This is a genomic window from Collinsella sp. AM13-34, assembly GCF_003473055.1.
Lineage (GTDB): Bacteria > Actinomycetota > Coriobacteriia > Coriobacteriales > Coriobacteriaceae > Collinsella.
Map to the genome: position 1 here is coordinate 53,312 of NZ_QRLE01000003.1, position 12,822 is coordinate 66,133.

A 12,822-nucleotide genomic window follows, 5' to 3' on the forward strand; every position below is an offset into this window, starting at 1 on the left:
AGGAGCAAATCGACCATGACGAAGACCAAGGCACAGCAGATTATGGCGGCGACCGAGGCTCGTGCGGCTGACGACGTCACCGCAGCCATCAAAGATATCGCTACCGAGTTTGAACCCTATATCATCAAGCAGCGCCGCCACTTCCATAAGCACCCGGAGCTGAGCCTTGCCGAGGAGCGCACGACTTCTGACATCGCCAACCAGCTCGACGCCATGAATATCCCCTACGAGCGTCCCCTTAAGACGGGCCTTGTGGCAACCCTTCGCGGCACCGCGCCCGACGCCTATCGCGAGGACGGCACGCCACGCCGCCGCATCCTGCTGCGCGCCGACATCGACGCCCTGCCCGTCACCGAGCAGACCGGCGAAGAGTTCGCCAGCGTCAACGAGGGCTGCATGCACGCCTGCGGCCACGACTGCCATATCGCCATGATGCTCGGCACGCTGCAAATCCTGCGCCATATGACCGACGACATCCACGGCGAAGTCCGCATCGTCTTCCAGCCCAGCGAGGAAAACGGCCAGGGCGCCAAGCTCATGATCGGCACGGGTGTCCTCAACGGCGTCGACGGCGCCTACGCCGCGCACATCTGGAGCGAGGTCGACGCCGGCACCGTAAGCTGCGAGCCCGGCCCGCGCATGGCCAATACCGACTGGTTCCGCATCGATGTCCGCGGCACCTCGTGCCACGGCGCCATGCCCCAGCGCGGCCACGACGCCGTCATGGTGGCCGCCGAGATCGTCAATGCCCTGCAGACCATCGTTTCGCGCGAGATTAGCCCCTACGAACCCGCCGTCATCACCGTTGGCGAACTGCACGGCGGCACCGCGCGCAACGTTATCGCCGGCACGGCCTACCTCGCCGGCACGGTGCGCACCTATGGCGACAAGACGCATGAGGAGATGCCCGAACTTATGCGCCGCATCGTGGAGCACACTGCGGCGGCCCTGGGCGCCGAGGCCGAACTCACCGACTACACCATCGCCAACTACAAGGTCGAAAACGACGTCGCCTCGAGCGAGCGTTGTCGTCAGGCCGTGGTCAAGTGCCTGGGTGCAGCCGGCGAAGGCCATTATCGCGGCACACTTTCGGGCGAGGACTTCTCGGAGTATCTGCGCCGCGTACCGGGCGTGCTCGCCTTTGTTGGCACGCGCAACCCCCAGATTGGCGCCACGTACGCCCAACATTCTTGCTTCTACAAGATTGACGAGTCGGTGCTGGCCAAGGGCTCCATGGTGGCCGCCCAGTATGCCATCGACTTTTTGGCCGAGCCCACGCAAGAGGAGCTCGACGGCCCCGCGATCACCGCGGTCGCCGAAACCAACCCCGATCTGGCCGCCAAGTTGCGCTCTGCCAAGGCGACGACCGCCGAGGCTCGTGACGCCATCCACGATGCCCGCACGGCTCGCCACGCCGCGATCAAGGGCATCCACGATGCACGCGCCGCCGCGCGCCGCGAGGAGAAGCACGACGAGTAGCCGATTCGCGACCGTCTCGCAGTCATAGCCACATCGCGATATCAAAGCGGGGGCGGACGCTTCGGCACGTCCGCCCCCGCTTATTTGTCAAGCGCTATTTCTACCGTTTCTACCCCGTCCCCAAATGGCAGGTGGCAGGGTTACTCGTCCTGCGGGTCCTCGTCGGAGCTTGGCGCAGGCTCGGGCTCAGGTGCAGGCTCGGGCTCCGGTTCCGGCATGGGCGCGGGCTCGGGCTCAGGCTCAGGCTCAGGCACGGGCGCGGGCTCGGGCTCGGGCGCAGGCGCCGGCGCCGCAGCGGAATCGGATACGGGCGCTGCGTCGGCGCTAAAACCAGCCGGAGCAGACTTCTTCTCAAACGGCAGCACAAAAGTCAGGACGTCGTCCTTGTCCTCGTCGGCCCATTCGCTTGCATAACGTGCAACCCAATAGCCAATGGCACGGTGCTTGAGCATCTTGCCAAAGACCGTAAGAAATACGGTGACGAAAGCGACCAGCACCAGGAACAGCACGAGTATAAGGCCACCACCGGAGACGATCGCCTCGATACCCGTGGGGCGATAGTAATAGCCGTACGCGCCAATTCCGGCGATGGCACCAAAGACGATCGTCAAGATCCATGTGACAACGTTGGCGACCAGACCCGTCAAAAACTCGGGAAGGAACGAAGCGCAGAACAGCTTGGTCTTGTTGTGCTTAAACGCCGCCCAGACCTTGTCGAGCGAAAACGCGCTCTCGACACGACCGGTCACCGCAAAGTGCATCACGGCAATGTCGGCGAACATCTTAAAGAAGACCCCCAAGACCGCCGTGGCAATCATAGCCAGGACAAGCAGGCCAAGCGAGCCAAACAGCGCTGCCTCGAGTGCATAGGAGCCGTAATACGAATACGAGCCCGCGGCGCCAATTACCACGCTCTCCACCAGCGAAAGCACTACACCGATAACGGGAATGGCAGCGATAACCTCGAGCACGACCGAGATAACGCTCGAAAAGACTCCGAGGCCAAACGACGTGGAACGCATGAGTGGTCGATCCATACCGCCATCAACCTTGAGCGACAGATCGCGACCCCACTCAATACCAAAGCCGGAACCACACACGCTCGCAATGCAAGCTGCCAAAAAGCCGATGGCAGCTGCAATGCCGCCAATAACGGGAATAAACAGCACGAGTACCGACACAACACAAATCAGCGCCGGTAAAAAGGCAATCTGGCACACGCGCTGCAGCACGCCCGGCGTCTTGGTCATATCCTCAAACGCCTGAGCCACACAGCCCTTGGACGCATTCGCCACGGGCGGTTGCGGAACAAACTGCTGGGGCTGACCCTGAGGGGCAGAGGCTGCGGCACCGGCATTAGGAGCACCGCACGCGCCACAGAACTTGTCGTTGACGCCCATGGGGGCACCACACTGCGAACAGAACATCGAAATCATCCCTTCGTATCATGAGCGAATCATCTGGATCGCAAACGATGTTTTAGCATCATTATCACCCAATGTGGGGACAAATGCTCCAACATGACGTATTTGCAACGCGCAGGGCGCTATTCGATTGTTTGATGAGCTCGACCGCGTTAGTTCGTTCCGCGGAAACCCTTGCCGACGATCTCGGAGCTGTCGACGATCGTGATAAAGGCACCCGGATCGACTTCGCGCGCATAGCGGCGCAGTTGCACGGCCTCGCGACGGCTTAGCACGCTCATGATCACCGTCACGCACTTGCCCGAGAAAGCACCGTAGCCGCGGCTGATAGTCGCCGTACGGTTGAGATGCTTGACGATAAACTCCTCGACCTTAAGGGGCTCGGAGCAAATGACCGTGCAGACTTTACGCAGGTGGATGCTCTCGATGGCTTTGTCGACCACAAGCGTCTTGGCAAACAGGCCGAGCACGCAATACAGACCGACGCGCGGGCCGTACAAGAAGGCCGCGATGGTCACGATGCCGATATCGACCAACAGCAGGGCACGGCCGATCTCAAGCGTCGTGCGGCGTTTGAGAATCATGGCGAGGATGTCCGTGCCGCCCGTCGAGGCACCAATATCAAAGACGATGGCGCTGCCGAGCGCCGGCAGAATCACGGCAAAGCACAGGTCGAGCCACATATCGCCCGTCATCGAGACATCGGTCGGAATAAAGAGCTCAAACAGCGAGACATAGGCGGACAGCGCAAACGAGGCAAAGACGCTCCACAGGATTGCCTTGCGCTCCAAAAAGATAAAGCCCAAAACGACCAGGACCGCATTGATAATCCACATAAAAACGCCGACGGGCAGGGTCGGGAACAGCGTGGACAGAATGACCGACACGCCCGAGGTGCCGCCAAAAGCAAAGTGATTAGGGGTTTTAAACGCGACGATGGCAAAGGCCGTGAGGATCAGACCCAAATTGAGCTCGGCAAAAAAGCGCGGAAAGCCCGGCTCCTGGCTGCGCTTGCGACCAGCGCGCTCGCCCCGCTCGATAACATCGCGATCGACCACGCGCTCCATCGGCACTACGGGAGGACGATGCACCTCCTCGGCAGCACGCGACGCCGCCTCTGCCGCGGCGGCCTCAATTGCCCATGCCTTGCTTTCGGTCTCGTGTTCGTCGGCCATTACGGCAACCCCTCGTTAACAATTTGGAAACAATGCGCCCATTAGAGTAACGCGGAACGTGGGGATTGCAACCCTTAGTTAGACGAGCGGTATGACTATATCGGGAGCGTACAAAAACGGCCGGCCACGCTTTTGCTTGCGCGGTCGGCCGTTTAATGTTTTCGCAGATAAAACCTGCCAAAACAAACCTGTCCCTTTTTGGAAGGTTATTCGTGCTGGCTGGTGCGGTGCTCGTACTCCTCGGGGGTGATGACATCCTCGATGCGCAGGTTGACGCCCGCCACCTCAAGGCCGGTCATCGCGGCAAGGCGCTCGGTGACACGTGCCTTGACATCGTCGAAGATCGCGGGCGCATAGGCGCCGTACTCGATGATGACGGAGATGTTGACGACCACGCGATTATCGTCGGTGACCTCGACCGTCACGCCCTTGGTCAGATTCTCGGCACCAAACTGCTCCTGCACAAAGTGCATGAGGTTACCCTTCATGCCCAGAACGTGCGGAACCTCGCGGGTGGCCATGGCAACGATCTTCTCGATCACGCCGTTGGAATAGGTCAGCGAGTCCTCGGACTCATCCGCTTCCTCGTCGTCCTCATCCGTATCGGACTCGGCCTCGACGAGAGCCTCATCCTCGAGCGTCACATCCTCAGCTTCGGCGACGACCGCCTCGTTCTCCTCGAGCTCGGTATCGGCTACATCGACCTTCGTATTAAAAGCCATGGTTCCTCCTTATGCCTGCCGCGGATGCGACAGTCGAATACATATTAGCGGCCGCTAAACAGACGGCCGAAGAAGTTGACGATCCCGTTCTCGCCGTCGCGAATTTGGCCGATCACAGCGCCGATCAGCACGAAGAATGCAATGACGAGCGTGTCCCACAGGCCCAACGTAAGTACCAGCACGGCGAGGATAAAGCCGGCGACGGCGCCGAGCGTGGTGTTGGGATGACGCACAGCATAGCTCCAGATGGCAGCGCCCGTACCCTTGATGAGACCCATAGCCTCGTCAAAATCCGCGGCTGCCGCGTCTTGTAACTCGGTTGCCTCTGCTTTGGAATCAACAGGTTCGCTCGCCGACGTGGCGCTCTGGTCAATCGTCAGGCGCGGCGTACGAGCGGTCTTATCTTGATTGGTATCACTCACCGGAAACCTCCACGGTCTGGACGGTAGTCTTGGACGGCAAAAAACGGACGCGCGCGGTCGTACCCGGCGCGCCGAGCATGGTATCGCAGGCTTCTTCGATGCGCTGCCGCATCGCGGTAGCCAGAGATGCCACGTCCTTATCGTCAAGCGCGATAGCCTCGACCTTAAAACGGACGTGCGAATCGTCGGGGCCTTGGACGCGAGCCTCGACATGCTCGACCATCACGCGGTCGTCGCGCTCGGCAGCAACCCTGGCGCACGAAGAAAGCGCCGCAAGGGTAACCTCGATATTGCGCTCCCCCGCCGGATGCACGCAGGACGGTTCGCGACGGGCGAACATCAGGCGGAAAAAGCTCAGCAGTACGCCGATCGCCACGACGCCGGCGCACGCCGTCACGACGATGCGCGGCATGGGGTCGCGCATCAGCAGCATAAAGCGATACGTATACGGCCCCCAAAACTGGCAGACAAGCGTACCCAATGCCACGATGGTGGCGGCAAGATACACGATCGCTAGGGCTCGTTTGAGTACGCGCACGCGGCGCTCCCTTCAAATCTCGGCTCTCGAAATGCAGAACGGTTCGCATCATTATAAAAGAGCCGGGTCCGGTGCTCTACGCACGCGGATCCGGCTCATCTATTCCACGAGGCTTGCATGCTCGCTTCATTATGCCCAGATATGCACGGCTCAATCCGTGCTGGCGCTACTCCTCCTCGAGGGCAGCGATGACCTCGTCGGTCATGTCCATGGTGCTGTAGACGTCCTGGACGTCGTCGAGCTCCTCAAGACGGTCGATGAGGCGCTGGACCTTCTTGGCGTCGGCGCCGGAAACCTCGGTCGGGGTGGTCGGGACCATGGTGGTCTCGGAGCCCTTGACCTGGACACCCTGCTCCTCGAGCGCCTTGGAGACAGCCATGACCTCGTTGGCAGCAGTCCAGACGATCCACTCCTCGCCGGCATCCTCGTAGTCCTCGCCACCGGCCTCGGCGATGGCCATCATGAACTCATCCTCGTCACCGGCAGCACCGTTGGCGATCATGGTCTCCTTCTTGGCGTTCTCGTCCAGGATCTCCTTGGCGACGACGATCTGGCCCTTGCGCTCAAACTGGAAGGCGACGGAGCCGGAGGTGCCCAGGTTGCCACCAGCGTGGGAGAAGGCGGAACGGACATCAGCGGCGGTACGGTTGCGGTTGTCGGTCAGGCAGTCGACGTAGACGGCGACACCGGCGGGACCGTAGCCCTCGTACACGATGTTCTCGTAGACGGCGGCGTCAGCACCCGAACCAAAAGCCTTGTCGATAGCGGACTTGATCTTGTCCTTAGGCATGGACTGAGCCTTGGCCTTGGCAACGGCAGCGGCGAGGCTGGCGTTGTTCTCGGGCAGCGGGTCACCGCCGAGACGGGCAGCAACGGTGATGTTGCGGCTGAGCTTGGAGAAGAGGGCGGAACGCTTGGCGTCCTGCGCGCCCTTACGATGCTTGGTTGTGGCCCACTTAGAGTGTCCGGACATACGTGTCTCCTATCGGTTTCGACCTAAAGCCCAGCGCAGATGCTCGGGCAATATAAACAAACGTCGTTATGATATACCTACTGGCCTGCGAGATAAACCCCAAAATGAAGGCGTCGTGATGATGTCCCCTTTGGTGCAAAGAAACCTGACCCCAATGCACCAAGTTAGGACCAGAGGAAGTCGCTGCGGGTGACGGTGGCGCCGATGGCGAAGGGCATGCAGGCGATGACCGGATACAGGTAGCGCATGTAGGTCGAGCCGTTGCACGGACCAATCAGGCACACGGCGAGCACGCCCAACAGCGGCACCCAGATCGCCAGCGCACGCCATGAATGACGACGCAGCAGGTAGACCACCACGGCGATCATGATCCACACATAGGTGGCCGAGCTCATGGTGAGCGAAATAAACGGGATGCGCTGCACCGCCACACGGTACAGATTGATCAGATGGTCACACCAGCGCACCACGTTGCTGTCAACCGGATGGAAGTCGAAGTACTTGAGGTTGTCGGGACGCGCCATGATCTCGGCACTACGCGCCGTGCTGTAGACCCAGGCATCGCGGGCACTCGGATAAAAGTAGCCGTAATAGTTATTGATGAGCGCCGAGATATAGCACTCGGGATCCTTTTTGAACATCTGCGCCCAGACCTCAAAATAGGCCTTGATGTCCTCCTGCGAGGCGTACTCGTTAAAGCAGTTCTTGACGGCATCCGACTTATCCGGGTTGTAACGGCGGCCCAGATTCTCGTACTTGAGCACCCGGTCGATCACGGCGCGCTCCTCATCAGTTACCAAACCGTCGCAGGGCGCCTCCACGATGGTGCCGTCCTCCTTTACCGTGGGGTTGACACCCGAGTTGAGGCCGTCGTGCTTTTGGACGAAACGAGCCGTCTGTTGGAACGGAATCGAGAGGATTTCGCGCTTGGAACCAGGCGTGATATCGTGCGCCGGCATAAAGACCTTGGTGAAGTACATATTAGAGGCAAGGCAGAGCGCGAGCACCGCGAGGACGCCAACCCAGCGGAAGCGCGGCGTGGCGCATGAGACCGCGGTGCCCGTCTGCTTAGCCGCACGACGAGCGACATGTACATCCCATGCGCAAAACGCCGCCGCGATCATACACGCCGCCAGCGGAAACACCAGGCCTCCATTGCGCAAAAACGTGGAACCCATGGCAGCAAGCGCAAACAACAGCCAGTCATGGCGCGCAAAGAGCACGGGGGCCTTCTCGCCCGCACGCTCGGCATTGGCATCGCGACGGGGCAGGCCGCAGGCCACGAGCTTCACGGTCTGCACCAACAGCACCAAAAACGCGTCGGCAAAGAGCACGTCTTTGGTGAGCAGGGCCGCGTAGTTAGAGAACATGGGCATAAACACAAAGAACAGCAAGATCACGCCGCGGACCGGCAGGCTCACGCCCAGTTTGCGCAGCGACGAGACGGAATAGGCCATGCAGGCGGCCGTAATGACGAACTGAGCGCAGGTGTAGATGGCAAGCCCCGCATTGGCGCTGTTAAAGACCGAAAGCCCCAGCTGCACGCACGAGCCGATGATAGCCGTGTGCACGACCGGGTGATGCCCGTTGAGCAGGACATTGGGGTTGAGTAGGCGCAGGTAGTCGCTCGTGCCGTTGGGATAGTTGAACCACTGGCGAATCTGCGCACCCGTATCTCCCATAAAAAGGCCGGGCAGCGAAGCGATGAGCGTGGGCGCCCAGGCGATCATAAGCACCAGGAAGGGCCCGGCAAAGGGATGGGCCGAGAGCACGGCGTGAGCCACACGCCATACGCGGCCAAAGTGCGCTTCGGAAAACGGAATGCGCCGAGAGCTCAGCCAATCCAGACACTCAAAAGCCAGGTAGAAGGCAACGATCGCCAAGAGCATCCAGCCCGCGCCGCCAATCCAGGCACAGATGATGCGGGCCTTGTCGCCAAGAACAATCTCGGCCGAGTCGGTGAGGTCGTAGCTGCGGCCGAACACCATGCAGATGGCGAAAAACAGCGACGGCAGAATGATCGACGGGCGCCAGGTGTCGCCACGGCCAAAGAATACGTAGCGAAACGGCAGCGTGAGCAGGCAGGCAAGCGCAAGCAGCATGACCGCGTCGGTATGGCCGGCAAACGAGAGGAGCACCTCGTAGCACACGTACAGCATGCCCGAGGCTTTGGGGTCAATCGCCAAGACTGCGTTGCTCGAGACCGGCGCGGGATCGATGGAAAACGCCGTGGTCGCCAACAGCGCGAGCAAAAATGCGATGAGCGTCTGCTTGGCGGGGTAGCGCTTAAACCAAACGATGCGGGCAGCGTCGCGCGCAGCCGTTGTGGAGAGGTCGGAATCCTTCACAGTCCGAAAGCCTTTCTAGAAACCTGCCAAAAAGGGACAGGTTTATTTTGGCAGGTTTTATCTGGGGAAACGTTACGGTTTTGTCATCGTTGCCCAGCGAACCACCACAAAGGTATCTGTCCCCTTTATGGTAGTTAGGCGTCCAGGTAGATGCGCTGGGGGCGATTGCGGCGTCGGGCGAAGATGATGAGCGCCAGACCGGCGATCACAAGCGGTAAGCTCAGCAGCTGGCCCATGGTGATGACGCCGCCAAGCAGATAGCCCAGCTGGGCATCGGGCACGCGCACAAACTCAATCAAAAAGCGAACGATGCCGTAGCCCATCACAAAGACGCCCATAAACGTACCCTGGGGCAGCAGCGGTTTTTTGCGACTGAGCACCTGCAGGATGCAAAAGAGCACAATGCCCTCTAGAAACGCCTCGTAGAGCTGGGAGGGATGGCGCGGCATATCGCCCGCGGTGCCGCCAAAGACCACACCCCAGGGCAGATCGGTCGGCTTACCCCACAGCTCGCCGTTGACAAAGTTGGCACAGCGCCCCAGGCACAAGGCCAGTGGCGCGCCAATGACGGCAAGATCGGCCAAAGTCCACGCATCGAGCTTATACATGCGGCACACGATGATGCCGCCCAAGATGCCGCCGACCAGGCCACCGTGGAAGCTCATGCCGCCCTCGTTGGTGGCAAAGATCTCGAGCGGGTGGGTCCAATAGTAGCCATCGCCGTAAAAGACGACGTAAAACAGGCGCGCGCCGATGATGAGGCCAAAGACCGCGCCGACCACGACGCTCGTCAGGTCATCAATCGTAATGTTGAAGCCCCAACGACGCTGCGTGCGGTACATAACGACCGCCGTGAGCAGAGCACCGACCACGTAGGCCAGGCCGTACCAGTAGATGGTGATGGGGCCCGCCGAGATCGCGACGGGATCAAGCATATGGTAGAGGTCGTTGAGCATATCGATCCCCCTGCTCCCTACATACAAATGCGGCCGCGGGCCTTACGCTCGCAGCCGCATATTTGGGCGTAACGTCTATGCGAAGCGTACCGTCCGCAGCTTTCGCATCTTAGAACGGCGCGTACTCGTCGTACAGGTCCTCGGCCTCGCCGGAAGCATTGACCTGCTCAACGCGGGTAACGCCGGGCACATGCTCCTTCAGGATGCGCTCGATACCCATGGAAAGGGTTAGCGAGCTCATGGGGCAGCCGGCGCAGGCGCCCTGCAGCTCCAGCTTGACAACGCCCTCGTCGTCGACGCCCACGTACTCCATATCGCCGCCATCGGCCTGCAGGTTGGGGCGGATCTCTTCAAGAACCTTCTTAAGCAGCTCTTCGTTAACAGCCACAGGGGCTCCTTTCTCACAATAACGCGGGCACGCCCGCGGACAGGGGCTATGTTACTACAGCCATGTACCCGCTTAGGCGCCAGCCATGCGTGCGGACACGACTTTCACGAGCAGTCAATTTGGGACGGGGCTATTTTGGCTGCTTTGCCGCCAGCTGGCGTTGGCACGCGCTACTGCTGAGTCTGCTCCCCGGTGCCAATATGAACATCGACGATAACCTGGCGGTAGCTGATGCCGCAGGAATCGAGAATGCGGCGGCTGATACGGCCGTCATCGGTGTCAGCATACTTATTGTCCAGGTAGACGACCTCGCCCACACCCACCTGCGCCAGGATCTTGGCGCAGTCGTGGCACGGGAACAGCGTGACGTAGACCGTGGAGCCCTCAAGGTCTTTGAGCGAGCCGCGGTAGTTGAGCACGGCGTTGGCCTCGGCATGCACCACGTAGTTGTGCTTATCCTGCAATGGGTCGTCGCTCGTGCCCCACGGGAAAAAGTCGTCGTTGAGCGCCGAGGGCGTACCGTTGTAACCCACCGAAAGGATGCGGTGGTTGGTGCTGGCGATGCACGCTCCCACCTGCGTGTTGGGGTCCTTGCTGCGGCGCTGCGCGGCGATGGCCACGCTCATAAAGAACTCGTCCCAGCTAATGACGTCCAGGCGCTTGCCGGAAGCGATCTTATGCTGAGTGCCCGACATATGCGTACCTCCCCAGTCGATGTGATGCCCCGCTCGATGCTATATAGGAGATTTCGCTCCATTGTAGCAGGCAGATATCAATCATTCGGCTTTTAAATGACTTGCTAATTCGAGTCTAATAGACTTTTCAAGTCGATGTCCAATGCATCGGCAAGTTTTATCAATGTACCAATTGTCGGATTAGCATTGCCCGTTTCGATTGAATGAACATGCGCATAGTCAATTCCGGTCATATAGCCAAGTTTTCGCAACGACAGCCCTTGGGTCGTTCTCAGCTTTTTTAAATTATGACCTACGAGCACTCTATATCCCGCATTTTGGCTGTTATCCATGCTAGAGAGCGTACGTGATATAGTAATGCTACTGTTGGGATATATTACAACAAGAAAGGTCAGATATGGAAGTTCAGGGGAACGACCTGCGAAACTACGTCAAATCAATCTACAATTTAGAAAAATCAGTGCTTGTACAGCAAAACGCAATCCGTGCTCTCGAAGGCTATGTCAATTCAGAAAGAAAAAAACTGGTCCCGACCGACGTTCCAAACGACTACAACGAAAGTGGACTGGCCGGCAATATATCTTCAGGCATCTTATCGGCCCTATTGTTTGGCGCAACATCTGCCGCAGGAATTATCGCACTGGCCTTCATAACGGCGATCTTCGCTTCGTTTATTAGTTCGATTTTCAGCGGGTATGCATTTGTAGCCCTTATTTTTAGTCCCGACCTCGGCGGCTACTGCTCATACCTAGTAAAGCCCTTTTTTGGCTTTATTAATGTGATTAAACCATTTCTCCCTCTTGCAATAACCACGCTAGTTGGAATCGGCTTTCTGCTTGGCATGGGCGGACGGTCGCACGAGAAAAGCGAAAAGATAAAAGCAAATAATCGGAAGGAGACAATTCTCGAGAATAATCGCCAAAAAACGCTCTTATTGGAGGATTTAAATGCATCCGAGGCGAAAAACCTCAATAAAATGAGGGCTAAACTACAAGAATCCGAATCTCTTTTGAACGATTTCTATAGCGTTGGTTTGATCTATCCAAAATATCGCTCTCTTATCCCCATGGCGTCAATTAGCGAATATTTCGAAGCAGGCAGATGTTCGACGCTCGGTGAAGCTTATAACATCTTTGAAATGGAACGTAAATTAGGTACCATTATCGATAAGCTAGATATTGTCATCGATAAGTTAGACGAGATTAGCTCTCAACAACGACTCGTTTACGAAGCCGTTGAAGCCTCGGATAAAACAATCCAAAATATGAGTCAAGCGGTTAACAGTCTTTCAACTTCCGCTTATTCGATTCAACTAGACGCAGCATATGCCGCATCAAATACTCAAATCATTGCTAAAAACAGCGAGTATCAACGATTCCTAACAATGATTCGATAAGGCAAAGAGCGCGTTGATCCGCCCCAAATACGTTATTAATCACAATGAAATAAATCGACTTAGAATAGGGGCAACTTGTATGTTGCCCCCACCTCTTAACTCAGTTGCAAATATATAAACAATCGAAATGTCAATAACGCTACACTTTACGCCGTTGCGTATTCACGCGGTAGAGCTCCACCAGACCGCGGAGGGTGAGCGCGGCGCCGGGAACAAGGCCATGGCGTAGCAGACCCGCCATCTCGCGTGCGGCGTCGCCGGTGATCACGATGGGCGCCAGTTCCTCCCCCACCGGCGCCCTCACCT

Annotated in this window: 14 protein-coding genes; 2 read left to right on the forward strand and 12 right to left on the reverse strand. The window is 58.5% G+C overall.

The window, feature by feature from the left end; all coding sequences use genetic code 11:
* Positions 1–15: 15 nt before the first annotated feature.
* The gene (locus DW151_RS01615) at positions 16–1,479 is read left to right on the forward strand and encodes a M20 family metallopeptidase (protein WP_118334122.1); all 1,464 of its coding nucleotides are present in this window, start codon (positions 16–18) and stop codon (positions 1,477–1,479) included.
* 140 nt (positions 1,480–1,619) lie between these two features.
* On the opposite strand, the gene DW151_RS01620 is transcribed toward DW151_RS01615, so the two are convergent.
* The 11 genes from DW151_RS01620 to DW151_RS10885 form a co-directional block, all read right to left on the reverse strand.
* Positions 1,620–2,906 (reverse strand): DUF4013 domain-containing protein, encoded by a 1,287-nt coding sequence (locus tag DW151_RS01620; RefSeq protein WP_158571635.1) that lies wholly within the window; start codon positions 2,904–2,906, stop codon positions 1,620–1,622.
* A gap of 149 nt (positions 2,907–3,055) precedes the next feature.
* The gene (locus DW151_RS01625) at positions 3,056–4,078 is read right to left on the reverse strand and encodes a YitT family protein (protein WP_117584120.1); all 1,023 of its coding nucleotides are present in this window, start codon (positions 4,076–4,078) and stop codon (positions 3,056–3,058) included.
* Positions 4,079–4,284: 206 nt separating this feature from the next.
* Positions 4,285–4,800 (reverse strand): Asp23/Gls24 family envelope stress response protein, encoded by a 516-nt coding sequence (locus DW151_RS01630; RefSeq protein ID WP_055251999.1) that lies wholly within the window; start codon positions 4,798–4,800, stop codon positions 4,285–4,287.
* Positions 4,801–4,844: 44 nt separating this feature from the next.
* On the reverse strand, positions 4,845–5,222 hold the full coding sequence (locus DW151_RS10700) for a DUF2273 domain-containing protein (protein WP_231500738.1): 378 nt from the start codon (positions 5,220–5,222) through the stop codon (positions 4,845–4,847).
* Entirely contained in the window at positions 5,215–5,760 is a 546-nt protein-coding gene (locus DW151_RS01640) for a hypothetical protein (RefSeq protein WP_147351745.1), read from the reverse strand. Before DW151_RS01640 ends, DW151_RS10700 begins: the two co-directional genes overlap by 8 nt.
* A 166-nt stretch (positions 5,761–5,926) precedes the next feature.
* Positions 5,927–6,733, reverse strand: coding sequence for a YebC/PmpR family DNA-binding transcriptional regulator (locus tag DW151_RS01645; protein WP_117584122.1), 807 nt, complete (start codon positions 6,731–6,733; stop codon positions 5,927–5,929).
* A gap of 164 nt (positions 6,734–6,897) precedes the next feature.
* The gene (locus tag DW151_RS01650; RefSeq protein WP_233543285.1) at positions 6,898–9,081 is read right to left on the reverse strand and encodes a DUF6020 family protein; all 2,184 of its coding nucleotides are present in this window, start codon (positions 9,079–9,081) and stop codon (positions 6,898–6,900) included.
* A 134-nt stretch (positions 9,082–9,215) separates the two neighbouring features.
* Positions 9,216–10,037 carry a prolipoprotein diacylglyceryl transferase gene (lgt, locus tag DW151_RS01655; protein WP_118094715.1) on the reverse strand — a complete coding sequence of 274 codons (822 nt, stop codon included), beginning with the start codon at positions 10,035–10,037 and terminating at the stop codon, positions 9,216–9,218.
* 109 nt (positions 10,038–10,146) lie between these two features.
* Complete coding sequence (locus DW151_RS01660; RefSeq protein ID WP_035137589.1) at positions 10,147–10,425, reverse strand: NifU family protein; 279 nt, start codon at positions 10,423–10,425, stop codon at positions 10,147–10,149.
* Between the two features lie 170 nt (positions 10,426–10,595).
* Entirely contained in the window at positions 10,596–11,120 is a 525-nt protein-coding gene (locus DW151_RS01665) for a dCMP deaminase family protein (RefSeq protein WP_118334127.1), read from the reverse strand.
* A 104-nt stretch (positions 11,121–11,224) separates the two neighbouring features.
* Positions 11,225–11,452, reverse strand: coding sequence for a helix-turn-helix domain-containing protein (locus DW151_RS10885; protein WP_118334129.1), 228 nt, complete (start codon positions 11,450–11,452; stop codon positions 11,225–11,227).
* A 65-nt stretch (positions 11,453–11,517) separates the two neighbouring features.
* Here DW151_RS10885 and DW151_RS01675 point away from each other — a divergent pair, with 65 nt between their 5' ends.
* The gene (locus DW151_RS01675; RefSeq protein ID WP_118334130.1) at positions 11,518–12,516 is read left to right on the forward strand and encodes a hypothetical protein; all 999 of its coding nucleotides are present in this window, start codon (positions 11,518–11,520) and stop codon (positions 12,514–12,516) included.
* Positions 12,517–12,655: 139 nt separating this feature from the next.
* On the opposite strand, the gene DW151_RS10535 is transcribed toward DW151_RS01675, so the two are convergent.
* Positions 12,656–12,808, reverse strand: coding sequence for a hypothetical protein (locus DW151_RS10535; RefSeq protein ID WP_158571636.1), 153 nt, complete (start codon positions 12,806–12,808; stop codon positions 12,656–12,658).
* Between the last annotated feature and the right edge of the window lie 14 nt (positions 12,809–12,822).